Source organism: Loktanella sp. 3ANDIMAR09 (assembly GCF_001420005.1).
GTDB lineage: Bacteria > Pseudomonadota > Alphaproteobacteria > Rhodobacterales > Rhodobacteraceae > Loktanella.
This window is the reverse complement of the sequence record NZ_LJAK01000002.1, coordinates 410523-434950: the sequence shown is the minus strand read 5'-3', so window position 1 is coordinate 434950 and position 24428 is coordinate 410523. Positions and strand designations below refer to the sequence as shown.

Sequence of the window (24428 nt, the reverse complement as noted above, 5' to 3'; positions counted from 1 at the left end):
ACTCAGCCCCGGACAGTCCCGTCACCTGTCACCAAATATTTGAAACTGGTCAATTGCACAGCGCCCACCGGGCCACGCGCATGCAGTTTGCCTGTGGCGATACCGATTTCGGCCCCCATCCCGAATTTGCCCCCATCGGCAAATTGGGTCGAGGCATTGCGCATCAGAATTGCGCTGTCGAGGCCGCGAAAAAACGCCTCTGCCGTTGCGTCGTCCTCGGTCAGGATCGCGTCCGTGTGACCCGATCCATAGGTCCGGATATGATCCATGGCGTCTTCGACACCATCCACCACCTTGGCCGCGATGATCATGTCCAGGAATTCGCGCCCGAAATCTTCGGCCACGGCCTTGACCGTGCCGGCGATCGCTGCGTCGCCTTCGGCGTGGACCTCGACACCCGCCTCCATCAACGCCCGGATCAGGTCAGGCCCTTGCGCATCCCAATAGGCGCGGTCGATCAGCACGCATTCCGCAGACCCGCAGATGCCTGTCCGGCGCGTCTTGGCATTCAGCACCACGGCCGTGGCCTTGGCCGGGTCGGCTGCGGCATCGACGTAGACGTGGCAGATCCCTTCGAGATGCGCAAAGACCGGCACACGCGCCTCACGTTGCACCAGCCCGACCAGACCCTTGCCACCACGGGGCACGATCACGTCGATATGGTCGACGGCCGCCAGCATGGCCGACACCGCAGCCCGGTCCCGCGTCGGCACCAGCTGGATCGCAGCCTCGGGCAGGCCCGCAGCCCGCAGCCCCGCCACGAGGCAGTCATGGATCGCGCCGGATGAATGAAAACTCTCTGATCCGCCACGCAGGATGACGGCATTGCCAGACTTCAGGCACAGCGCGCCCGCATCCGCGGTTACATTGGGCCGCGATTCGTAGATCACGCCGATCACGCCGATGGGCGTGCGCACGCGGCGGATGTTCAGGCCCGATGGCTGATCCCAGTCCGCGATGACCTCTCCGATCGGGTCATCCTGTGCTGCGACGGCCCGCAGGCCAGCCACGATGCCCGCGATCCGGTCCTCATCCAGCATCAGGCGGTCCAGCATGGCGTCCGACAGCCCCCTGTCCCGGCCAAACGCCATGTCCTTGGCATTGGCCGCGATGATCGCATCGCGCCGGGTCCAGACCGTATCGGCAGCAACGGTCAGCGCCTCTGTCTTGGCCTGTGCGGATGCCATTGCCAGCCTGCGCGCCGCGGCGCGGGCGGCGGTGCCAATGCGGTTCATCATGTCTGTGGCGTTTTCGGTCATGTCGTTCCTCTGTCTGACAGCACCATGTCGTCGCGATGAACCAGCGCGGGGCGACCCTTGTAGCCCAGCAAATCTGCGATTTCACCGCTTTGATGACCTGCAATGATCCGTGCCTCGCTGGCGGCATAGGCCGACAGGCCGATCCCCAGATGCACCCCGGTTGGCCCGTCCAGATCGACAGGGTCGCCCCGTTCGAAATCACCTCTGGCCGCCGTCACCCCGGCAGGCAGCAGGCTTTTGCCGCTGTTCAGGGCGGCGATGGCACCGGCGTCCAGGACCAGCGTGCCACGCGGTTTCATCGCCGCGATCCAGCGTTTGCGCGCGGCCTGCGGTGTGATCTGCGCCGTAAACCATGTGCACCGCGCGCCATTTTCAAGCTGCAACAATGGGTTGAGAGGCGATCCCAATGTAATCGCCAGCGCGCAGCCTGCCTCGGTCGCCACCCGCGCGGCCATCACCTTGGTTTTCATGCCACCTTTGGACAGCCCCGAAACCGCGTCACCCGCCATGGCAAGGATGTCGCTGTTCAGCGCTGCGACAATGGGAATGTGCCGGGCCGTTGCATCGGTATTCGGGTTTGCCGTATAAAGCCCATCCACATCCGACAGCAGCACCAGCTGATCGGCCCCGACGGTCACCGCGACCTGTGCGGCCAACCGGTCATTGTCGCCATAGCGAATTTCATCGGTGGCAATGGTGTCGTTTTCGTTCACGATCGGCACCACCCCCAGCGACAGAAGTGTCGACAGCGTCGCGCGCGAATTGAGATAGCGACGCCTGTCGCTGCTGTCGTCCAGGGTCACCAGCACCTGCGCGGTGGTGATTCCCAGCGGCCCCAAGACATCCTGATAGGCCTGCGCCAGCTGGATCTGACCCACGGCAGCGGCGGCCTGGCTCTGTTCCAGTGGCAGGTCGCCTGCCGGCAATCCCAGCACGCCGCGCCCCAGCGCGATGGATCCCGAAGAGACAAGGATCACATCGGTTCCACGTGCGCGCAGTCGGGCAACATCCTGCGCCAGCGAGGCAAGCCAATCCCGGCGCAGACCGTTCGTCGCGCGGTCCACCAGCAGGGCCGACCCGATCTTGACGACCAGCCGCTTTGCGTCGGTCAGGGCTGCCACGTGTCGTCCTCTTGGGGGGTCTCCTCGGCGATCTTGTGGCGCAGGCGGCCCTCGTCGATCTGGGTGCGCAGGGCGCGCAGGACCTCGACCACGCCTTCACCGCTGACAGCCGACATCATCAGCACCTCGGTGCCAAGCGCCGCTTCCATTTCGTCCTTGAGAAAGGCGCGTTCCTCATCGTCCAGCGCGTCGATCTTGTTCAGGACCGTCACGCGCGGCTTGTCTGCCAGTTCGGTCGCATAGGACTGGATTTCGTGGATGATCGTCTTGGCGTCGCCCATCGGGTCGCCACTGGTGCCATCGACCAGATGCAACAGCACGTTGCACCGTTCCACATGCCCCAAAAACAGATCGCCCAGACCGCGCCCTTCGGATGCGCCTTCGATCAGGCCCGGGATGTCCGCCACGACGAATTCGACACCATCCACACCCACAACGCCCAAGTTCGGCACCAGTGTGGTAAAGGGATAATCCGCGATTTTCGGCCGCGCATTGGACGTCGCCGCAAGAAAAGTGGATTTGCCCGCGTTCGGCATCCCCAGCAATCCTGCATCCGCAATCAGTTTCAGCCGCAACCAAAGCGTCCGTTCAACGCCCTCTTGACCGGGGTTTGCACGGCGCGGCGCCTGATGGGTGGCGGATTTGAAATGCAGGTTGCCCCATCCGCCATTGCCGCCCTTGGCCAGAACGACACGCTGACCGACTTCGGTCATGTCGGCGATCATGGTTTCCTGATCCTCGTCCAGGATCTGCGTGCCGACGGGAACCCGCAGGATCACGTCCTCGCCTGATTTGCCGGTTTTCTGACTGCCCATGCCGTGCTGGCCGGATTTGGCGAACCAATGCTGCTGATAGCGAAAGTCGATCAGCGTATTCAGACCGTCCACCGCCTCGGCGATGACCGATCCGCCATTGCCGCCATCACCGCCGTCCGGTCCGCCGTATTCGATGAATTTCTCGCGCCGGAACGACACGCAGCCCGCACCACCACCGCCAGAGCGGATGTAGACCTTGGAGAGATCGAGAAATTTCATGTCTGGGTGCCTTTTGCGGTTTGGGCTGCACGTAGTCTATTGTGCGTCCGCACTCAAGTCGCGCCATTGCGCGCGCCTCAGGCGCAGGTGATGCGACAGCATGGGGGTGCGCCGGGCCTTGGCATGTTCAAAGCAGGTATGCCAATGCTGAAACCCCAGTTTGTCCAGCACCCGGCGTGATGCCGCGTTGTCGGCCCAGACGGTCGCATCGATCCAGTCGTGATCCGTGGTTTGGAATGCATGGGCAATAGCCCGCCCTGCCATGACGGTCGCGATCCCCTGCCCCCAGACGTCCCTCTGCAGCATATAGCCCAGGCTGCCGTTCGTCACTCCGACCGTCCCGATAACCCGGCCCGCCCGCACGATCCCCCAGACGAAACCATCTCCGTCAAAGGGCTGCGCCCGCGACGCGGTGAATGACAGATCCGCAGGCCAGGGCCAGCCGCCCAGTTGACGAACCGTTGGCCAATGGCTGGCCATCGCGTGCAGATCGCCCAGATCGGACGCGCATAGATTGCGGGTTGTGATGTTACGGAACACGGTCCAGCCAGTCCTGCCGGGTCAACTGCATGCGCTGGCAGGAAACCGCCCGCCCCATCGCAATCTGATCATGCATGGCGACATGGGTATCGCTGAAACCCAGCCCCAGCAGAACAGCCCGTGACGGCGCGTTGTCTGGATAATGGCCCGACACCAGCAGGCTTTTCTGTGTGAAATAGGCCGCGACGACGGCGCGCGCTGCCTCTTTCATATATCCATGACCCTGCGCCGCCGGTGCCAGCCAATAGCCCAGATCACCACCCATCACATCGATCACACCGATCAACCCTGCACCTGCATCAATCGCCCATATGTCGCGTTGAGACGCTGTAATCCAACCCGCCGCATCGTCGGCACCGTAGGGAAAGGGCACATTGGTCAGCCATCGCGTCACGGACCAATCGTTCAAGGCCGCGACAACAGGGGCCGCATCGGCCTGCACCAATGGACGCAGTGTCAGCCGCGCCGTATTGATCCGCGACGCTAGAGCCCGGTTTTCATCATGTAGGTCCATGTCGGCACCACCGCATTCCGTGCGAGGCTGAACGCCTCTGCATCGCCCAGATAATCAAAGCCGCAGTTCGTCAGCACGCGGGCCGAACCGGGGTTGTCCTGAAAGCTTTCCGCGAAATACTGGTGCGCCCCATGTGGATTGGCCGTCAGCAAGGCGCGCAAGGCCTCGGTCGCGAAACCCACATTCCAGAATGCGGGGGCGACCCAGAAAAACACCTCTGACTGGGCGCGATCCATCCGCACAAGGCTGACAAGGCCCAACACCTCGGCGTGGCCTGCGCGCGATCCGTCCATGGCCCAAACGTCCTCGACCCGGCCGGGCTGCGACGCACGCGCGATCATCGCGGCAATCACCCCGTCCGGCAGCGGGTGCGGGATCGACCGGGTGCCGCGTGCCAGAACGGGATCGGCCGCATACATGCTGATCAGGCCAACATCCGAGGTTTGCAGCGGACGCAACACGAAACGGTCCGACGGAATGGTCGGTTGCACGGCGGGCGGAACCGGCGTGACAGGTGCGTAGGTCATGACATCTCCTCCCAAAGATGTGGACCCCGGAACCGGGGTCCGAAAACGCAAAAGGGGGACCGGCTGCGCGCCGGTCCCCCAAATTGTCGATGGGTCTGGCGCTTACTCGGCGGCCTCGGCCACGGGCAGGACGGAAATGAATGTCCGCCCCTTCAGGCCCTTGTGGAACTGAACGTTGCCTTCGACGGTCGCAAAGATCGTGTGATCCTTGCCCATGCCGACGCCTGCGCCCGGCCACATTTTCGTGCCGCGCTGACGCATGATGATGTTGCCAGGAATGACGACTTCGCCGCCGAACTTCTTGACGCCAAGACGACGACCAGCTGAGTCGCGTCCGTTACGGGATGAGCCGCCTGCTTTTTTGTGTGCCATGTGTCGGTCTCCTTACTTCGAAAGTTCTTTTGCTTGCTCGATCCAGCCTTCACGCTCGATGCGGCCCTTGAACGACAGCAGCTCGCCGAATTTTTCGACGTCCGCATCGGTCCATGCAGCGATCTGCGCAAAGGTCGTGATACCTTCGGCATGCAGTTTCTTTTCCAGCGCGGGGCCTACGCCCGACAGCTGCTTGAGGTCGTCCGCACCGCCGGTGACAGATGCCTCTTTGGCGGTCTTGGCCTTGGGGGCCGCTTTTTCAGTGGCGGACGGCTTGGCCTTTTTCGGCGCGGCCTCCGCCTTGTCGTCGCTGCGGGTCGCGGCATAGGCGGCGGCAGCACCAGCTGCTGCGGCAACACCGGCGATTGCGAATGCAATGCCACGGCCGGACACGGCAGCCTTGATCCCGGACTTGTCTGCACCGGATTCAAGGATGTCGCCGATGCGCACCAGCGTCAGCTGCTGACGGTGACCCTTGCGGCGCTGCGAACCGTGCTTACGACGACGCTTGACGAAGTTGATGGTCTTGGGGCCCTTGATCTGGTCGATCACGGTTGCCTTGACGCCGGCACCTTCGACCAGCGGCGCACCGACGGTGTCGCCAACCATCAGGATTTCGTTGAACTGGATTTCATCGCCAGCTTCGGCGTTCAGCTTTTCGACACGCAGAACGTCGCCCGACTGGACGCGATACTGTTTGCCACCGGTTTTCATAACCGCGAACATATGGTCTTCCTTTTGTCTTTCGCGTCGGTCAGGTTCCCCGCGGGGCATTTGCGGCCAAGCCACCTGTCAACAGCGCGCCCTTGGGCGAATTCATGTAGGTCCGACACAAGAGACTTGCGCGGATGGCGGCTTATCTGATCAACCGGGGATCAAGTCAACCCCACGGCAAAGGGAAATACCATGCGCGCAGGACCGATCTGCCTGATCTTTCTCACGGCTTGCGCCCCGGCGGGCGTGGCGTTTCAGAACCCGTTTACAGGTAAGCTGTCGCGTCCGACAGTGCCCGATCAGACGCGTGGCGCAGTTGAACTGGCGGTGAAATCCGAATTCCCCGCGATCAACGCCGACATCGCGGCGGGCGGTGGCCCGGCGCTGACCCGCGCTTTCGACGCAGCCTCGGTTCCTGCGGCTGACCGCCCTGCCCGCATCATTCAGTTGCAATCGGATACCGGGCTATACGCCGCCAGCCCTGCCGCACTGGGCAACGCCCTGCTGGTCTGGGGGCGCTGATCTACAGGTCAGACACCCGCATCTGAGCGGCCGCCGCCAGCGCCAATTGCCGTGATGCGTCGATATAGTAGGCGTCAAAGGCCGCATACGTCGCCCGGCTCAGCGCCTGACCGGGCTGGGATTCCATGAAAGTAATATAGGCGTCGATATCCGCATCGCTCAGCGGATCGTAGGCAAGATAGAGAAACGCATAGACCCGCGAGGTCACGTCGCGCCGGATTTCGTCCTGACGGCTGTAAACGTCGCGCAGGACCTCGTCCTCGGTCAGTGACGGTGGCAGCGCGCCACCGTCCATCAGCCCCATGTAGAACGCGACGCTTGCGTTCATGGTCGATGTGACTTCCTGTTCGATGACATCATTGGCCGCCAGATAGGCGTTCATCTGATCGATGCGCGGGCCGCCATCCGCCACCGCGATGGCCGCGGCCTCTGTTGCCGCCTCTTCAATGGTCTCGTCCAGAAACGCCTCGCGTGCGGACAGTTCCAACGTGGTGATCTGCTGCCCCAATGGGCTGTCGTAGAACGCCACGATCGCATCGGTATCAGTATCGTCCAGCCCTGCGGCCAAACCGCTGCGCAAGGTGTCGGCCATGACCGTGGTGTCGAATACCGCGTCCACCGCGCCATCCCACGCGCCACTGACCGGACCGTTGAACAATTCGGCAGCGATGTCATCGCCATAATGCAACCCCTCGGCACGCAGGATGGTGACAAGTTCATCCATGCGCAGCGCATCATAGACCGGGTCGATATCCTGCGCGGTGACCACCGTCGCGCTGCCAAAGACGAGGGCCGCTATGAGCGTGGACTGTCGAAGTGCTGAAAACATGAAGAGGTCCTTCGGATTGGCTATTTCAAATAGGTAACCGACCATCGGCTACAGACAAGGACAAAGGCCGCATCTTGGGGCTTGCAGACCCGCGCAAGGCCGATTACACGCCCCACCGTTGACCCTTGGTGCGGAGAGGTGCCGGAGTGGTCGAACGGGGCGGTCTCGAAAACCGTTGAGCCTGCAAGGGTTCCCAGGGTTCGAATCCCTGTCTCTCCGCCATTTACCCCAAGATCGCTGTTGCGTAACGCGCTGATAGTAGGGCGAAATTCGGCATTTTCGCGCTTATGGCGGCTCTTGATCCGCTTGATTTGCTGCATTTTTTTACGGCACAATTTGCTGCACAAACGCGGAGGATTTCCGCCATGAGCATCGCAAAAAGAGGCCGTCTCTACCACCTCCGCCGCCGCGTCCCGCGCCGGTATCGGGGGATCGAGCCGCGCGAAACCGTCTGGATCAGCCTGCATACCGACTCGGAGACAATCGCCCATGGCAAGGCGGATCGGGCCAGCCGCCGATGCTCGGCCTTGTTATAGGGACGGCCTGCCACATCGTCGGACTGCATCGCGAAATAGTCCGCGACGATCAGGTCATTTTCAGCATCTGTCCACGCTTGGCTCGACATCATGCCAGGCTAGGGGAAGGTTGGGAGGTTGTCACGAAAGCGACGGTTGCAGACCTTCGGCGTAATCCGAGTCAAAGCCTGCAATGCGGACCAAGTTGCCATTCGCTGCATCCGCGCCAATCTCCGCTTTTACACTTTCACGATGGCAAAAGGGTATTCCAAGCCGCAGATGGCGATCGGTCGCCTGTCGTCAGTTCGCTGACAGATTCAGCAAGCGAGTGGCGATCGATGCGGAAGTGGCGGTAGAGGTCATTTATCGTGCCGGTTTGGCCGAAGTGTTCAACGCCGTGTGGGATGGTTTTGTGGCCTGCGACGGCCCCAAGCCATGACAGCGTTGCAGGGTGGCCGTCGATCACGGTGACGATTGTGCAGGTGTTTGGCAGTGTATTCAGCAGCGTCTCAACATGGCTCACGGCCTCTGGATTGCCCCGCGCGCGTTCGCGTTGGGCCGCCGTCCAACCGGCATTCAGACGGTCTGCGGAGGTGACGGCCAGCACACCGACGTCGCGGCGGTATTCGCCGATGATACCCGCTGCGGCGATGGCTTCGGGGGCGACGGCCCCTTGGTACGCGAATACGATTGCGCAGTTTGGACCGGGTTTGCGCAGCCAGTACGCCCCGTCAATCGCACCTTGGCGAAAGCCATTGTCAACCCGCTTGCCCGGTTGTTCAATCGGGTTGGTTGTCAGCCGCAGATAGACTGACCCGCCGGTTTCATCGCGCAGCCATGTGCGCTCGTCAGGGTCGCCATCGCCACTGCGTTGCATGTAATCAAAAGCCCATTCCATGATGACCGAAAGCTCATCCACGAATGCAGGTTCAAACGCGGCCAGCCCGTCCTGTGACATGCCGATCAGGGGCGAGGCGATGGATTGGTGCGCCCCGCCTTCGGGGGCCAACGTGACGCCGGACGGGGTGCCCACCAACATGAACCGCGCGTCTTGGTAGCAGGCGTAGTTCAACGCATCGAGGCCGCGGGACACGAAGGGATCATAGACCGTGCCAATCGGGATCAAGCGTTTGCCAAACAGCGAATGCGACAGCCCCGCAGCGCCCAAGAGCAGCATCAGGTTCATCTCGGCGATGCCAAGCTCGATATGCTGGCCTTCGGGGTCGAATTCCCATTTCGCGGTTGACGGGATTTTGTGGTCTTTGAAGGTGTCAGCCTGCGCTTTGCGTGCGAACAGCTTGCGCCTGTTAACCCATGGGCCAAGGTTCGTCGTGCCGGTGACATCGGGCGACGTGGTGACGATCCGTGACGCCAATTCGCTGTCGCCTTTTGACAGATCATCAAGGATTTTGCCAAACCCCATTTGGGTTGAGATTTCACGGTCACTGGCAATGTCGATCTTGGGTACGCTGATCGCATCGTCAGTATATCGGCGCGAACCCTTGGCGAAAAACGGAACCGTCTTGAGGTGTTTTTGGAACGCGGCGGGGTCGCTCACAGTCGCCAACGGCTCCCACTCATCGCCCGTATCCACACCCATATCCGCCTGCCAATCGGCCATCTGCGCCTTGCTCATCAGGCCGCCGTGGTTGTCTTTGTGGCCTGCAATCGGCGTGCCCCAGCCTTTGATCGTATAGGCGAGGAAACAGACGGGGCGGTCATGGTCAATGGCGGCGAATGTTTCGGCCATCGTGTCCACGCAGTTGCCGCCGAGATTTTCCATCAAAGCGGCAAGGTCGTCATCGTTGCGTGCATCCAGCAACGCCGTGACATCACCTTGATCGCCCAGATCGTCCATCAAATGTTTGCGCCAAACGGCCCCGCCCATATAGGTCAGCGCGGAATAAAGCTGGTTGGGGCAATCATCGATCCATGCCTGCAACTTGTCGCCACCGGGTTCGGCAAAAGCGGCCCGTTGCAAGGTGCCGTATTTTACGCGCACCACGTCCCAGCCGAAGGCATCAAAGACCTTCTCGGCCCTCTCGAACAACCCTTCGCGCACGATCCCGTCAAGCGATTGGCGGTTGTAATCGATCACCCACCACGTATTGCGCAGATCGTTTTTCCAGCCCTCTTGCAGGCATTCATAGATGTTGCCTTCGTCCAGTTCGGCGTCGCCCATGAGCGCGATCATGCGGCCAAGCGGCAGGTCTCTACCCCACGATTTGGCCTGCACATAATCCTGTATCAACGACGCAAAGGACGTAATTGCCACTCCAAGCCCAACAGAACCGGTCGAAAAATCCACATCATCAATGTCCTTGGTGCGCGACGGATAGCTTTGCACACCGCCAAGCCCGCGAAAGTTCTCCATCTTCTCGCGTGTCATGTTGCCCATGAGGTACTGCATGGCGTGGAAAATGGGCGAAGCATGGGGTTTGACCGCCACGCGGTCTTCGGGCCGCAGCACGCCAAAATAAAGCGCGGTCATGATCGACACCATGGATGCAGACGACGCCTGATGCCCGCCAACCTTGATCCCGTCCGCCTTGGGGCGGATGTGGTTGGCATGGTGGATCATCCAGTGGGACAGCCACAGCAGCCGTTGTTCCACGGTTTTCAGGTGGGAGTTTTGCTCAGTCACGTTTGACGCCTCGCGGGGAAATTGGATCGCCGCGCCGCCCGTTCAGCGGCGCAGCAAGTGGGATCAGCCGTTACGGTAGGTGTAGCTGTAGCCGTTCAGCGCAGGCTGACCGCCCAGATGCGCGTAGAGCACTTTTGATCCGTCGGGGAAGAAGCCCTTCTTAATCAGGTCGATCATCCCCTGCATGGATTTACCTTCATAGACAGGGTCCGTGATCATCGCCTCCGTGCGCGCGGCCAGACGGATCGCATCATTGGTCTCGGCGCTTGGCACGCCGTAGGCTGGATAGGCGTAGTCGGGGTTGATATGAATGTCCTCGTCTTCAATCGAATAGCCGCACTCGATCAAATCGCAGGTCTTATTGGCAATCTCTTTGACCTGTGCGCGTGTCTGATCAACCGTGCCTGACGCATCGATGCCGATCACACGATCCGCGCGACCATCTTTTTTAAAGCCGACGATCATGCCGCCTTGGGTCGATCCGGTGACAACACAAACCACGATGTAGTCGAACTTGAACCCAAGCTCTGCCTCTTGTTCGCGGACTTCTTCGGCAAAGCCCACATAGCCAAGGCAACCATACGGATGCACAGACGCACCGGCGGGGATGCCGTAGGGCTTGCCCCCTTCCTTCTTCACATCCTCAATGGCTTTTTCATAGCTGGTGCGGATGCCGATATCGAAGCCATCGTCCACCAAACGGCTGTCCGCGCCCATCAGGCGGGTCATCATAATGTTGCCGACACGGTCATAGACCGCATCATCATGAGGCACCCACGCCTCTTGCACCAACCGGCATTTCATCCCAATCTTGGCCGCCGTCGCCGCGACCATGCGCGTATGGTTGGATTGAACGCCGCCAATAGACACCAGTGTATCGGCCCCCGACGCAATTGCATCCGGCACGATGTATTCAAGCTTGCGAAGCTTGTTGCCGCCTTGGGCGAGGCCCGAGTTGCAATCCTCACGCTTGGCGTAAATCTCGACTTTGCCGCCGAGGGTCTGGGTCAGACGGGGAAGATGCTCGATCGGCGTTTTACCAAAAGTGAGAGGATAGCGTTCAAATTTTTCCAGCATGGTGTGCTCCTTTTTTCTACTGTCGAGAGTAACAAAGGTCGCGTGAGGGGTGCTTTCAAAGTTGTATCAAAACTTTGACAAGAAGATTATTGGATCGGAGAATTCAGCGTGGTAATTCCACTATGGGACCCGATAACGGAAGAATCTCTCACCATGCCCCTGGATCGAATCGACAAACGGATGCTTCGCTTGTTGCAAGCGGACGGCAGAATGAGCAACGCAGACCTTGCTATGGCAGTGAACGTCAGCCCTGCGACGTGCCATAGGCGCACCCAAAGGCTGTTTGATGATGGCTATATTCAAACCGTTCGGGCGGTTGTGAACCCTGAAAGCGTGGGGCTGGGCGCGATTGCGATGGTTGGTGTTGTGCTGGATCGCTCAACGCCCGAGAGTTTTGCCAAATTCGAGGCAGCAGTCCTTGATCTGCCAATGATCCTCGATTGTCACCTCGTCGCCGGTGACTTCGACTACCTGTTGAAAATCCGAGTAGCCGACATGGCAGACTTTAATAGCTTCCACGGAAAGGTCCTCATTGCGTTGCCAGAAGTCAGACAGGCTCGAACGTTTTTTGTCATGAAGGAAGTGAAGGACGGTGCTCCGCTAGATTTCTGAAATTCCCAAAGCGGACGTTCGTGTCAGGCGCAGCATCGGTCATCTTGGGCTCGGAGTCGACGTTTGCTGCGATAAGGTTAAATGGCTGGTATGGCCCACATTGAAGGTGATCGGTCCATTACCAGACAATGTTTCTCTGGCTTGAATGTCACATGATCACGATCTAAGAAACTTTTTGCTGCACATTTTGCTGCACAAAATGCAACACTGCAGAACTACTTTTCTCGCAATATCAAAGATTTAAGTCATTGATGTGTATGAATTTTCGGACTGTCTCTCCGCCACACGTCCCTTTGTGATTCTGTTTGTGCCCTGCCCTGGCGGCGGCACGTTTCATGTCAGTGTGATCCTGACGGCCAGATGCATGGACGCCGCCCCCGGGGCGGCGTCCTGCGTTTTCATGCGCCCGCGCGCGATCAGCAGTCGCTGACTGCGGCCTTGCGTTCGGCCTTGGCATCGAAACGGTCCAGCATCATCACCTTGTGCCAGGCGCGCACAAAGGTATCGACAAAATACCCTTCCCCATCGACACCTGCATACAGTTCTGAAATCTGGCGCAACTCGGCATTCGCACCGAAGACCAGATCCAGACGCGTGGCATGCCAGCGCGTCTGGCCGGTCGCACGATCCACCAGATCAAAGGCCGTTTCAGCGTCCGTTTCAGGCCGCCAGTCCAGATCCGTGGACACCAGTTCACGAAAGAAATCAGCCGACAGCGTGCCGGGGCGATCCGTGAACACGCCCTTGTCCGACCCGTCCCAGTTCTGATCCAGCACGCGCAGGCCACCGGTCAATGCAGTCCACTCCGGTGCCGACAGCGACAGCAACGCCGCCTTGTCCAGCGCGATCTGTTCGGGCGGAACGTTGTAGCCCACCGCATCGTCCACATAGTTTCGGAAACCGTCCACAACCGGGCGCAGCCATTCAAAGCTTTCGTCGTCGGTCATGTCGGCCGTGGCATCAGTGCGGCCCGGCACGAACGGCACCGTCACGTCGTGTCCGCCTGCCTTGGCGGCGGCCTCAACCCCGGCGCATCCGGCCAGCACGATCAGGTCAGCCATCGACACCTTTGCCGCGCCCTCTGCGTCAAAGTCCGATTTCAACCCGGTCAGCGCATCCAGAACACGGTCCAGACGGGCGGGGTTGTTCACGGCCCAGCCACGCTGCGGTGCCAATTGCACCCGCGCACCGTTGGCACCACCGCGTTTGTCGCTGTCGCGGTATGTCGATGCCGCAGCCCATGCCGCCGCGATCAGATCGGTCGCAGCGACATCCAGATCCAGCGCACGCGCCTTGAGGTCGGCAATCTGCGTCGCGTCGATCAGCGGGTGGTCAACCTCGGGCACCGGGTCCTGCCAGATGAACGTGCCGCCCTGATCCGGCCCCAGCCAACGCGAGGTCGGACCCAGATCACGGTGCATCAGTTTATGCCACGCCTTGGAAAAGGTTTCGGTGAAATAGTCGAAATCCTCAAGGAACCTTTCGGCGATCTTGCGGTAGGCGGGATCGACCTTGAACGCGATATCCGTGGTCATCATCATCAGCGGGTTCATGACGCCCGGCAGATGGGCATCAGGCGTTTTCGGCGCGTCAGGATCGGTCGGCGTCCACTGAAGCGCACCGGCGGGCGATTTGGTCTGTTCCCATTCGAATTTGAACAGGTTGGTCAGATAATCGTTGTCCCATTGCGTCGGGTTCGGCGTCCAGGACCCTTCGATCCCGTTCGTCATGGTATGTTCGGCGTTGCCGGATCCGACCGGGTTCGACCAGCCCAGACCCTGCTCGGACATCTTGGCGATTTCCGGTGCGCCACCAATCTCAGAGGCAGGCACGGCACCGTGCGATTTACCAAAGGCGTGCCCCCCGGCCACAAGTGCCAGCGTTTCTTCGTCGTTCATCGCCATCCGCGCAAAGGTTTCGCGGATGTCACGCGCGGCATCCATCGGGTCGCCGTTGCCGCCCGGACCTTCGGGATCGACGTAGATCAGCGACTGGTGGGACGCAGCAAGCGGGTTTTCCAGATCATAGTGGTCGTCCTTTGGTCCGCCTTCCCAGCGCAGACCGCGATTGACCATCTGTTCGGGGTGACCCAGCTGCGGGTCTGCGGGCTGTTCGGACGGCGGTTTGCCGAACCAGCCTTCGGGTCCCCAGTAAGTGTTCACATCGGCTGACCATGCGTCCTCGCGGCCATAGGCAAAACCCTGCACCGGCAGACCCATGTCCTCCAGCGCGACGGTGCCGGCCAGTGCGATCAGGTCGGCCCAGCTCAGACCGGCACCGTATTTCGCCTTGATCGGGGCCAGCAGCCGGCGCGATTTGTCCGTGTTGCCGTTGTCCCACCAGGAATTGATCGGCGCAAAGCGCTGCATCCCTTCGCCCGCGCCACCACGCCCGTCAGCGATCCGGTATGTGCCGGCCGAATGCCACGACATGCGGTTCATCTGCGGGCCATAGTGACCGTAATCCGATGGCCACCAATCGACGGGCGTATGCAAAAAGGCGCGCACGTCTTCCCACAGCGCCTTGTGGTCGATCTTGGCGTTGGCCGCGGCATAGTCGAAATCGCGGCCCAGGGCATTGGCCTGCGGCGGGTCCTGATACAGTGCCTCGACCTTGAGCCGGTTCGGCCACCAGTGGTTTACATTCGGCTCTGAACCCTGTGCGCCACCGATCCGCGTTCCGCGAAATGGGCAGGCACCTTGCGTTGCAGCGTGGTCCTTCATGGGGTGATCCTTTCGTTTGCCGACACAGCCCAAGGGGGCGCGTGGCATTTGACTTTGCGGCACAGCTGCGTGCCGCCTCTGATCGGGGAGCTAGCGCCCGCCCCCATCGGATCAACGCCGGGGTCACGGTTGATTGACCGGCCAGGACGGTCAAAACCCAAAGGTATCAAACAGGATCAACCTGGCGGATTCATCGCCCCGCCGGAAAAAATCGCAACATCGGCCCGAATGCTAAAGACGCGAAACATCCGCAACCTGATGATTTCGTATTATTTTTCGCGGATTCAGGCGCGCATGCGTGCCTTGATCTGGCGGCCTGCATATAGACCGATCAGCATCATCGGCAGGAACACCAATGTCCCCGGTGCCGCGAATGTCAGCGCGGTCCAGGCCGGACCCGGACAAAAACCGCCGATGCCCCAGCCAATCCCGAACAATGCGGCCCCGGTCAGCAACGGTGCATCAACCCGCGTGGTGTCGGGCATATCGAATGTCTGCATCAAAACTGGGGCCGGTCTGCGCCAGACCAGACGATAACCGATGAATGCCGTCACGCTCGCCCCACCCATCACAAACGCAAGCGACGGGTCCCAGGCACCAAACACATCAAGGAAATTCAGAACCTTGGCCGGGTCCGACATGCCCGAAATCACGAGGCCAAGACCAAAGACAAGACCTGACAAAAGACCGAAGAGAATCCGCATTTTTTAGCCCCAGACGTGACGCATGATGAAAACGGTGACAAAGGCAAAGGCCATGAATGTCAGCACGGCAACAGCGGACCTCTTGGACAGGCGTGCCAACCCGCAGACGCCGTGACCCGAAGTGCAGCCGGAGCCCAGTGCGGTGCCGGTGCCGACGATCAAACCCGCTGCCGCCATGCCCCACAGGTTTGTCGGGACACTGTGCGGCACCGCGCCCACAACCGCCGTCACGAGCAGCGGCGCGGCAATCAGGCCTGCCAGAAACGCCAGACGCCAGGACCAGTCGCGCGCGGTCGCCTGCGTGGGGTCCACCACGCTGATGCCGCCCGACGTGATCCCCGTGATTCCGGCAATGCGCCCGAAAAGCCCCATGACCATGACGGCCGACAGCCCGATCAGGATGCCGCCGAAAAGCGACGCAAAGGGCGTGAATGCAGTGGTGACGGCTGGCAGCATGATGTTCCCTGTCAAACATGAACGATACGAAAGCCAATTTCTGGACGCATTGCGTTTCAAAGCCAAGAGATGACGATGGCAGTCTGCGCGATTGCAGGCAGGACTACCGTTCAGTGGGGGCACTCCAGCACCCTGTCTCGATACTGATCAATAGGATATCGCGTGCTTCGTCGTTCATTCCGTCCAACGCACCTGGTGCCGACCATTTCTCCTTGATCAAATCGACGGGCACTTCACGCTTGCGGGTCGGTTTGGCATGTCGGTCACGGATCGAGATACCGGCATAAGGTTGCGGCGGTGCCGCTTGGCCAAGGTCATCCTAAAACCGTCGCAGCATGCCTGCGATATAGTGGAAATCCTTGTTGGCAGAGGCGACCTTCAGCTTTCCGCTTTTCAATCTGTCCTGCCATAGCCGACGATGCTGCAACGCTTCTACCGCGGTTACGTCCACCACCCGACGATCTTCACCAATCGCCTCGATCAAGTTGCGAACCGCACGAATGCGCGGGTTCCGCCACAACCGCATCTGCTGGGCGCTTTTGAACCGGTTGTCATGTGACGCAATATCTTCGGTATGCGCGACAAGCCCGGACAGCATCAGGCCGGGCTCTTCAACGCCGCCCAACAGCGCCTCCGCGACCTCTGGCTGCACGTCATTGGACGGTGCCTGCGTCGCCTCAACGCGGCGCAGCAGATCGATCAGTTCAAGATTTGCAACCGAGTCCGCAGAAAGAAAAGCGTAACCCTGTCTCGCGGCCAGATCGCGCGCCGCCCGAAACCGGGCCTCCGCGTCGCCGTCACGCCCCGCAAGCCGCGCTTCCCATCCATCGAGGTATCCCGCCCGAACACGTTCCACCTTCGACAGCGCAATCGCGCGAGAATCTGTTTTTAAGCTGTGCCAGATGACCGGCCGCGGCGCCACTTCAGCAAACCGCGCAGGCACGCGCCGCTTCAGGTAATACGTCTGCCGCGTAAGGTGAGGTTGTCCGACATCGCACATCACCGAAACCCTCGGGTAGCAGGATGTGGTGCGAAATGGGTAGCAAATCAAGGCGCAACGGTTATGTCACATCGCCCCAACTACCCTAACTTATGAATATTATTAGGCAATCAAGAAGCTGAACCAAAGATTTATGGCGGACAGACAGGGATTCGAACCCTGGAGACGGTCTCCCGCCTACACACTTTCCAGGCGTGCGCCTTCGACCACTCGGCCACCTGTCCGTTGCTGGGCTACTTAGCGGGGGTTTTCGGGGCGTGCAAGCCCGTTAGAGCGGGAAATTATCGCGCATCGCATTGTCACCCCGGACAAGAGCCGACATAGTTTTGTCACGCACAGCTGGCATCAGCGATCCACGTTCCAAAACAGCACGGCCCGATGAAACACACGCCGAAACCAACGCCAGACGGTCAGGATCAGCGGTCAGACATGACCCGCGTTCAGACGGCCGCGCTGATCATCATTGCATTCGCCGTAGTGTTGTTCCTGCTGGTGCAGGCGCGGTTCATCCTGATTTCGCTGGCGACCGCCATCATCCTGTTCTCGCTGACATCTGACGTGATCAATTTTATCGCGCGTTCACGCATCGGTCCGTTCCATGTCCCGAACTGGCTGGCGAGTGTCGCGGCTGTCGTGTTGATCGCCACAGCCCTGATCACCCTGACCTCGATCGTGGTGGCCCAGATCAACACGGTGCTGGTCACGACGCTCGCCTATGCCGAGAGAGCCCCGGACGCCGTGGCGGCGCTCTTTGCCTGGGCCGGTGAAGACGTGGAAAGTGCGGTCCGCAATTCCATGCAGTCCATCGAGCTGTCTGGCTACCTGCGCGGCGCGGCAGGCGGGGCCACCAGCCTGACGCAGGCCACCGTTCTGGTGATCCTGTTCGTGGGATTTTTGTTCGCGGAACGCGTCTGGTTTCAGACCAAGCTGTTGAATTTCACGGGTGACCCCGCGCAGGCCAAACGGGTCGGTCGCATCATCGCGTCCATCATTCGCCGCGTGAACTATTACCTGTTGGTCAAGACCATCATTTCCCTCGCCACAGGGGCCATGACCTATGCCCTTGCGCGGGCGTTCGGCCTCGAGATCGCGATGCCGCTGGGTGTGGTGACCTTTGTGCTGAATTTCATTCCCAACATCGGGTCCATCATCGCAACCGGCCTTGTGGTTCTGGCCGCCTATATCCAGCTGGGCGATCCGTGGATGACGTCGCTGATCTTTGTCATTGCAGGCACGATCCAGTTCGTGAACGGGTCGATCATTGATCCGATGCTGATGGGCCGCGCCCTGCGCCTGTCCAGCTTCGGCATCCTGCTGTCACTGGCGTTCTGGGGCGCGGTCTGGGGCATTCCCGGCATGTTCCTGTCGGTGCCGATCATGGTGATGATGCTGGTGGTTTGCAGCCATGTCGCGGCCTTGCGCCCCTTTGCAATCCTGTTGTCGCGCGAGGGTCTGCCCGAAGAAGAAGCAGCACTCGACCAGCGCTAGCGGGCGATCACGAATGCCGCGGCCATCGCAAGCTCGATCCCAGCGGCAACAAGGATGGCATAGCTGGCCTGCCCCATACCGTAAGACCAGATCCCGGTCAGCGCGATACCGGCCCAGGTGGCAGCCATGCCGAACGCCACGGCATCGCGCAGTGTTCCCGGCGGCGTATCCCGCAGTACGAACAGCAGGACCGCCAGGCCGAGGAAAATCGGCGCCGCCCGCCGTCCCATGAATGTAGCCCCCGCGTCAGGTTGCGCATAAAGCCCGACATAGAGGCCCGGCGAAATCAGCAGAACGCAGAACAACCCCAGACAGATCACCGCGGTCGCGAAACAGATCAGTTGAAACATCAGCCATCCTCCAAATGCAGATAGACACGCCGGTTCTGACGGCCCTTCTTTTCGATCTTGCCAAGACGCAGCGCACCGATCTCGATCGTGCTGCGGACATGGGTGCCACCACAGGGTTGCAGGTCGATCTGTTCGGCACCCCGCCCGATCTGCACCAGCCGGACCTGATCCGCGCCGCGCGGCGGTTTGACGGACAAGGTCTTGATCAGTGCGGGCTGCGCATCCAGCTCGGCCTGCGTGATCCATTGCGATGTCACGGGCAAGTCTGCGGCGATCATGCTGTTCAGCCTGTCCGTCAAGCCATCGCGGTCATCGGGCGGGTCCTGCATGTCGAAATCAAGCCGCCCCTTTGCCTCCGAGATCTGGCCGCCGGTCACGGGTTGGGGAATAACGACAGACAGCAGATGCAGCGCCGTGTGCATCCGCATCAGACGGTGACGGCGTTCCCAATCCAGCGTTTGCGTCAGATGGGTTCCCACGGGCGGCAGGGCCGCAGGTTCGGCAGGCACCAGAATGATATCGCTGCCTGCACCCTTGATCGCTGTGGCAATCATCAGCCGCCGCCCTTGCCATTCGAGATGACCGGAATCGCCGGGTTGTCCGCCTGCGGTGGGATAGAACAGACTGGCGTCCAGCACGATGCCGCCTTCGGCGGTCAGGGCCGTCACACGCCCTGTGGCTTGCCGCTGATAGGCGTCATCCAGATACAAGGCTGTCGTCATGCACCCTGCCCTGCATCGGGATCGGCGTCGCCGTCCGCCTCGAAATCGTCCGAGGTCAACATGGCCTCCGGCTCTGACGGACGGCGCTTTGGCGCGGGTTCGGACGGGCCAGATGACGTGTCGGATGATTTTGGCTGGCGCAGCCAGACGTCCTGTTGCGGAAACGGAATTTCGATTCCGGCCGCAGCCAGTTTTGCATTGATCTCGCCGTTCATTTCGTCGGTGACGATCATTTTCCAGTTCACGTCGCGCAGAATGACCCGCAATTCGAAATCCAGCGACGATGCGCCAAAGCCCACGAACAGCGCCTGCGGCTCGGGGTCGGCGATCACCAGCGGATGGTTGTTGCCTACGGCACGCAGAATGTCGCGCACCTGTTCGATATCGGACCCGTATGCCACGCCGACCGGCAGGATCAGGCGACCGACCAGATTGCCGCGTGTCCAGTTCGTGACCTGTCCGCTGACCAGATCGGCATTGGGAATGATCACGTCGGTCCGGTCAAAGGTTTCGATCCGGGTCGACCGCACCGAAATGTCGCGCACGAAACCGACCTGTCCGTTCACCTCGATCATGTCGCCCTCGCCGATGGGGCGTTCGATCAGCAGGATGATGCCGGACACAAAGTTCTGCACGATCGTCTGCAAACCGAAACCGATGCCCACCGACAGTGCACCCGCCACGATCGCCAGGCTGCTCAGGTCGATCCCGGCCAGCGTGATCGCAATCAGCGCCGCCAGCGTGATCCCGACATACCCCAACCCGGACACAACCGCGTTTTGCCCACCCAGATCGAGTTTCGTGCGCGGCAGCACCGAATTCTTGAGCGACCGCTGAATGAAACGGGTCAGCAGGTAACCCACGGCAAAGACCGCAGCAAAGGTCAGGAAATCCGTTGGCGAGACCACCGTTTCCCCGATCCTGAACCCGGCCAGGAACTGCGTCCAGATTTCCAGCAGATTGGTGACGCTGGCACCCCAGACCAATGCCGTCACCGGCATCAGCAGCACGAACAGCACCGTTCCGACCAGAAAAGGCACCAGCGACCCGCCGTCCTGCGTATCATCAGGCGCATAGATCCGCGTGATCAGCTGTTGCAACACGATGAACCCGCCCAGGATCGCCAGTGTCATGACCGACGGCGCAAACACACCGCGTGCAGCCTGCGTATATCCCAACAAGGCCAGGATCGGCGTCACCACCGCGACCGACATGTAGATCAGCCCCAGGGCATGCCTGAACCGACCACTGCTTTCCTCGCCGGTCTCGGCGGTGGGCGCGCGCCGCAACAGCGCGCCCAGCATCCACAAGAGCACGCTGGCCAGAACTAGTACCGGAAAGGTGACGACAGCCCGCGCCAGCGCCGATGCGTTATCATCCTCCAGTGTTGCCGCCATGATCAACAGGACGGCAACCGCAGTGCCCAGCCCCATCCCCGTGCGCCGGATCTTGCGTCTGACGTCGGCTGTGTAGCCAAGTGGTCCGTTAAATTCGCCCTTTGGGAACAATTGCACGTTCAGCCAACGGGCAACGATCACCAGAACGCCCGCCGCATAGACGGAACTGGTCACCGTGGTGTCACCGCTTGGCAGCACACCGAACTGACGCAGTGCCAGAAACAGCAGCGACATGCCGGCAACCGGCAGGCCGATCTGTAGGCCCGACAGCAAGAATGCCCAGACAGCGCGCCCACGTGCGTGGGATTGTTCCACCTTGGTTTGGGCCCGCAAGAGCAGACGCGGCGACCGGATCAGCAATCCCAACGCGGCCAGCAAGGCCACGATTCCGACGGGCAGGTTTGCCAGAAACTGGTCCTCTCCGACACCTGCGATCCGCAACTGGTAGCGACGGATGGCCCGCGCCAGCGATCCTTGGGCTGCGCTGACGCCTTCGGCGATGCTGCCGGGCCAGAACAGGGCGTTATCGCGGGACCACATGCGTTCGGTTCCGACCTGCCGCAGGCGACCGTCGATTTCCGAAATCAGACCGCTGGCGCGTGCGCTTGCTTCTGCCGCCAGCAAGCCCGGTGCGCGCAGGCGGTCCAGTTCTTGACCCAAGGTGTCCAGGCGTGCGGCAATCGCGGGCGACGGTGTGGCATCCGCCGCCACCGGCGTCAGCGCCTCGATCTGGCTCTGGACCGTGTTGATACGCCCGGAGTTGATGTCCGTCTGCTCCAACAGGCGCTGCCGCCAGCCAAACAGGGCATCGCGCGCCTCGGCCAGCGCCGCATCCGAGATACCCGGATCATCAAGCTGGCGTTCGACGGCGGCCGCAAGGTCGGTCCAGTCGGACAGGTCGGGCACTGCGGCGGCAAATGCGGCCTCTGCTGCGTCCAGTGCTTCTGTATCGGCCTCGGCCTCGGCTTCGGACGCTGCGGCATCTGGTGCGGGTTCCTCTTCGGCGGATGTGCCGCCGATCAGCCCGTCCAGACCAACCTGTGCGGCCACAGGCCCGCCCATGATCAAACCGACCATGACGATCAGCGCGATCAGGGGCTGCGACATGGTCAAACGTCCTCGAACACGCCGGGTATGGACTGCGGGTCCTGATCCAGCCAGCCGGGAACCGGCAGGCCCTTGGATTTCAGGAACGAGGGGTTCCAGACCTTGGACTGGTAGCGGGTGCCGTAGTCACACAGGATCGTCACGATGGTGTGGCCCGGTCCCATGTCACGCGCCATGCGCATCGCACCGGCTACGTTCACGCCGGACGATCCGCCCAGACACAGACCTTCGGTTTGCAACAGATCGAACACGACCGGCAGCGCCTCTGCATCGGGGATGCGGTAGTTGAAATCGGGCGTGAACCCTTCGAGGTTGGCCGTGATCCGTCCCTGACCAATCCCTTCGGTGATACTGTCGCCGGGGTTTTCCTCGCCAGTGTAGATCTTGAACAGGCCGGCACCTTCGGGATCGGCCAGACCGATTTTGACACCCTTAGGCTGCAATGCCATGCCGACACCCGCCAGCGTCCCGCCAGACCCCACGGCGCAGATGAACCCGTCAACCTTGCCATCCGTCTGGTCCCAGATTTCGGGTCCGGTGGTTTCGATATGTGCCTGACGGTTCGCCACGTTGTCGAACTGGTTGGCCCAGATCACACCCTCGTTGCTCTCGCGGGCCATCTGTTCGGCCAGCCTGCCGGAATATTTGACGTAATTGTTCGGGTTCTTGTAGGGCACCGCCGGCACCTGCACGAGCGTTGCCCCCGCCAAACGCAACATGTCCTTTTTTTCCTCGGACTGGGTTTCGGGGATGACGATGACGGTCTTGAACCCCATCGAGGCCCCGACCAGCGCCAAACCGATGCCGGTGTTGCCTGCCGTTCCCTCGACAATGGTGCCGCCGGGCTTCAGCAGACCTTTTTCCACGGCATCCTTGATGATGTAGAGTGCGGCGCGGTCCTTGACCGACTGGCCGGGGTTCATGAACTCAGCCTTGCCCAGGATCGTGCAGCCTGTCGCCTCGGACGGGCCCTTGAGCTTGATCAGGGGGGTGTTTCCGACGGTATCGGCAAGATCTGATTTGATGGTCATGGCTGCGGCCTTTCGCGCGGTGTTACGCACACCTAACTAGCGATGCCACCGCTGAACTCAACCCGCAACGCAGCCCGGTGCAATGCCAACCAGTAGATCAGCATCACGCCGGGGGCGACATTCATCTCTCCGCTGGCGACCAGTTCCAGCGCGCGATCCAGCGTGACCACGTGCAAACGCAGGTCTTCGTGTTCCGCGGCAAGACCGCCGGACCAGTGATCGGTGTCCGGAATATCGGTGAGCCCGACATAGCAATGAAAAAAATCGGTGGCATTTCCCGGCGACGGATAACAGCCGCTGACCTTGCGCAGGGTCACGTCCAGCCCCGCCTCTTCCTTGGTTTCGCGCAAGGCGGCGGTTTCGGGTGCCTCAAAGGCGTCGATCATCCCGGCCACCGGTTCCAGAATCCAGGGGTTCGGATCGTTGCGGATCAGTGCGCCCATGCGCAGCTGTTCGACCAGAACCAGACGTTCACTGACCGGATCATAGGGCAGCACGATCACCGCCTCGATCCCGACAAAGACCTCGCGCGGCAAGGGCCCCTGCCTGCCTCCGTCGAACCTGCGATGTTCGACCCCGAACCCTTGCAGGCGGAAAAAACTGCCGACAGGCGGTTTGCGATGGGTGACCGTCACATCGCCCGCACCGGGTGAATGGCGCAGACTGCCGGGGGCCGCGGTCTGGCTGGCCTGCACCTGCCCCCAGGCGCGTTTCTGCATCATCGGAAATTGCCATGCGAGGTCCGACAGGCTGGGCAACGGGTCCATCGCAAACAGCTCTTGTGCCGCGAGCACCGACGCCTTTGCGTAATGCGTTTGCCAATGCGCCAGCGACCAACTGCCGTCACCTAGGCCCGCATCCTGCGGCGGGACCCACATCTGCGCCGCGGCAGCGGTGCCGTCCGCCAGTGTCACCGTCACGTCGATCAAACGATAGTCATAGATGCCTTCGTACAGCGCCAGCCGTGCCGCCTGATCCGCATTGATGCCATCCCACAGCTTGCCCTGTGCGGTGGCTTGCGCATCTGCCTGCACGATCGGGACAACACTGCCTGCCAGCGGTCGCACAGCATAGCCGGGCAGCACTGCATCGACCAGCTGGCCGCCCTCGCCCGCAACCGCGTCACGCAAGGATTGGTCCAGCAATGTGCCGTAGATGAACAGACGCATG

At 61.2% G+C, this 24428-nt stretch carries 24 protein-coding genes and 2 tRNA genes; 5 read left to right on the top strand and 21 right to left on the bottom strand.

Features of this window, described 5'->3' with window-relative positions; translation table 11 throughout:
• Positions 1-2: 2 nt before the first annotated feature.
• The 8 genes from AN189_RS05025 to AN189_RS04990 all read right to left on the bottom strand — a co-directional run bounded on the left by AN189_RS05025 (position 3) and on the right by AN189_RS04990 (position 6093).
• Entirely contained in the window at positions 3-1259 is a 1257-nt protein-coding gene (locus AN189_RS05025) for a glutamate-5-semialdehyde dehydrogenase (RefSeq protein ID WP_056031931.1), read from the bottom strand.
• Positions 1256-2380, bottom strand: a complete 1125-nt coding sequence (gene proB / locus AN189_RS05020) for a glutamate 5-kinase (RefSeq protein WP_056031928.1) — start codon at positions 2378-2380, stop codon at positions 1256-1258. The genes AN189_RS05025 and proB overlap by 4 nt, the downstream gene beginning before the upstream one ends.
• Positions 2368-3414, bottom strand: coding sequence for a GTPase ObgE (obgE, locus tag AN189_RS05015; RefSeq protein ID WP_056031925.1), 1047 nt, complete (start codon positions 3412-3414; stop codon positions 2368-2370). The genes proB and obgE overlap by 13 nt, the downstream gene beginning before the upstream one ends.
• Positions 3415-3450: 36 nt before the next feature.
• Entirely contained in the window at positions 3451-3954 is a 504-nt protein-coding gene (locus tag AN189_RS05010) for a GNAT family N-acetyltransferase (RefSeq protein ID WP_157057379.1), read from the bottom strand.
• Positions 3944-4468, bottom strand: coding sequence for a GNAT family N-acetyltransferase (locus AN189_RS05005; protein ID WP_083484248.1), 525 nt, complete (start codon positions 4466-4468; stop codon positions 3944-3946). Before AN189_RS05005 ends, AN189_RS05010 begins: the two co-directional genes overlap by 11 nt.
• Positions 4438-4995: a GNAT family N-acetyltransferase gene (locus tag AN189_RS05000; protein WP_056031915.1), complete on the bottom strand. Its 558-nt coding sequence runs from the start codon at positions 4993-4995 to the stop codon at positions 4438-4440. Before AN189_RS05000 ends, AN189_RS05005 begins: the two co-directional genes overlap by 31 nt.
• Positions 4996-5097: 102 nt before the next feature.
• On the bottom strand, positions 5098-5367 hold the full coding sequence (gene rpmA, locus AN189_RS04995) for a 50S ribosomal protein L27 (protein WP_056031912.1): 270 nt from the start codon (positions 5365-5367) through the stop codon (positions 5098-5100).
• Positions 5368-5379: 12 nt separating this feature from the next.
• A complete protein-coding gene (locus tag AN189_RS04990) occupies positions 5380-6093 on the bottom strand; it encodes a 50S ribosomal protein L21 (protein ID WP_056032176.1) in 714 nt (237 codons plus the stop codon).
• A gap of 180 nt (positions 6094-6273) precedes the next feature.
• Between AN189_RS04990 and AN189_RS04985 the strand changes: the two genes are divergently transcribed.
• On the top strand, positions 6274-6603 hold the full coding sequence (locus AN189_RS04985) for a hypothetical protein (protein ID WP_056031909.1): 330 nt from the start codon (positions 6274-6276) through the stop codon (positions 6601-6603).
• Between the two features lies 1 nt (position 6604).
• On the opposite strand, the gene AN189_RS04980 is transcribed toward AN189_RS04985, so the two are convergent.
• Complete coding sequence (locus AN189_RS04980; protein WP_056031905.1) at positions 6605-7432, bottom strand: DUF2059 domain-containing protein; 828 nt, start codon at positions 7430-7432, stop codon at positions 6605-6607.
• A gap of 132 nt (positions 7433-7564) precedes the next feature.
• On the opposite strand from AN189_RS04980, the gene AN189_RS04975 reads away from it, so the two are divergent.
• Together AN189_RS04975 and AN189_RS19720 are read left to right on the top strand one after the other, a co-directional pair.
• Positions 7565-7654 (top strand) — tRNA-Ser (locus AN189_RS04975).
• Positions 7655-7719: 65 nt separating this feature from the next.
• On the top strand, positions 7720-7968 hold the full coding sequence (locus AN189_RS19720) for a DUF6538 domain-containing protein (RefSeq protein ID WP_083484246.1): 249 nt from the start codon (positions 7720-7722) through the stop codon (positions 7966-7968).
• A gap of 226 nt (positions 7969-8194) precedes the next feature.
• On the opposite strand, the gene AN189_RS04965 is transcribed toward AN189_RS19720, so the two are convergent.
• Positions 8195-10528, bottom strand: coding sequence for a transketolase (locus tag AN189_RS04965; protein WP_083484262.1), 2334 nt, complete (start codon positions 10526-10528; stop codon positions 8195-8197).
• 126 nt (positions 10529-10654) lie between these two features.
• Positions 10655-11668 carry a 1-aminocyclopropane-1-carboxylate deaminase gene (locus AN189_RS04960; protein WP_056031896.1) on the bottom strand — a complete coding sequence of 338 codons (1014 nt, stop codon included), beginning with the start codon at positions 11666-11668 and terminating at the stop codon, positions 10655-10657.
• Between the two features lie 153 nt (positions 11669-11821).
• On the opposite strand from AN189_RS04960, the gene AN189_RS04955 reads away from it, so the two are divergent.
• Positions 11822-12280, top strand: a complete 459-nt coding sequence (locus AN189_RS04955) for an Lrp/AsnC family transcriptional regulator (RefSeq protein ID WP_056031893.1) — start codon at positions 11822-11824, stop codon at positions 12278-12280.
• A gap of 416 nt (positions 12281-12696) precedes the next feature.
• Here AN189_RS04955 and katG read toward each other — a convergent pair whose 3' ends face one another.
• The 5 genes from katG to AN189_RS04930 form a co-directional block, all read right to left on the bottom strand.
• Positions 12697-15003: a catalase/peroxidase HPI gene (gene katG, locus AN189_RS04950; RefSeq protein WP_056031890.1), complete on the bottom strand. Its 2307-nt coding sequence runs from the start codon at positions 15001-15003 to the stop codon at positions 12697-12699.
• A 284-nt stretch (positions 15004-15287) separates the two neighbouring features.
• Positions 15288-15707, bottom strand: coding sequence for a DUF6691 family protein (locus AN189_RS04945; RefSeq protein ID WP_056031887.1), 420 nt, complete (start codon positions 15705-15707; stop codon positions 15288-15290).
• Positions 15708-15710: 3 nt separating this feature from the next.
• Positions 15711-16163, bottom strand: coding sequence for a YeeE/YedE family protein (locus tag AN189_RS04940; RefSeq protein ID WP_056031884.1), 453 nt, complete (start codon positions 16161-16163; stop codon positions 15711-15713).
• 319 nt (positions 16164-16482) lie between these two features.
• On the bottom strand, positions 16483-17163 hold the full coding sequence (locus tag AN189_RS04935; RefSeq protein ID WP_056031881.1) for a DUF6538 domain-containing protein: 681 nt from the start codon (positions 17161-17163) through the stop codon (positions 16483-16485).
• A 134-nt stretch (positions 17164-17297) separates the two neighbouring features.
• Positions 17298-17387, bottom strand: a tRNA-Ser gene (locus AN189_RS04930).
• Positions 17388-17592: 205 nt separating this feature from the next.
• On the opposite strand from AN189_RS04930, the gene AN189_RS04925 reads away from it, so the two are divergent.
• Positions 17593-18651, top strand: coding sequence for an AI-2E family transporter (locus AN189_RS04925; protein WP_056032173.1), 1059 nt, complete (start codon positions 17593-17595; stop codon positions 18649-18651).
• Here AN189_RS04925 and AN189_RS04920 read toward each other — a convergent pair.
• Genes AN189_RS04920 through AN189_RS04900 form a run of 5 tightly spaced genes read right to left on the bottom strand, consistent with a single transcriptional unit; the run spans position 18648 to position 24427 of the window.
• Complete coding sequence (locus AN189_RS04920; RefSeq protein ID WP_056031878.1) at positions 18648-19001, bottom strand: hypothetical protein; 354 nt, start codon at positions 18999-19001, stop codon at positions 18648-18650. The genes AN189_RS04925 and AN189_RS04920 overlap by 4 nt on opposite strands.
• Entirely contained in the window at positions 19001-19723 is a 723-nt protein-coding gene (locus tag AN189_RS04915) for an alanyl-tRNA editing protein (RefSeq protein ID WP_056031875.1), read from the bottom strand. Before AN189_RS04915 ends, AN189_RS04920 begins: the two co-directional genes overlap by 1 nt.
• Positions 19720-22227 carry a mechanosensitive ion channel domain-containing protein gene (locus AN189_RS04910; protein ID WP_056031872.1) on the bottom strand — a complete coding sequence of 836 codons (2508 nt, stop codon included), beginning with the start codon at positions 22225-22227 and terminating at the stop codon, positions 19720-19722. The genes AN189_RS04915 and AN189_RS04910 overlap by 4 nt, the downstream gene beginning before the upstream one ends.
• 2 nt (positions 22228-22229) lie before the next feature.
• A complete protein-coding gene (locus AN189_RS04905; RefSeq protein WP_056031869.1) occupies positions 22230-23258 on the bottom strand; it encodes a cysteine synthase A in 1029 nt (342 codons plus the stop codon).
• A gap of 32 nt (positions 23259-23290) precedes the next feature.
• Entirely contained in the window at positions 23291-24427 is a 1137-nt protein-coding gene (locus AN189_RS04900) for an NUDIX domain-containing protein (protein ID WP_056031866.1), read from the bottom strand.
• Between the last annotated feature and the right edge of the window lies 1 nt (position 24428).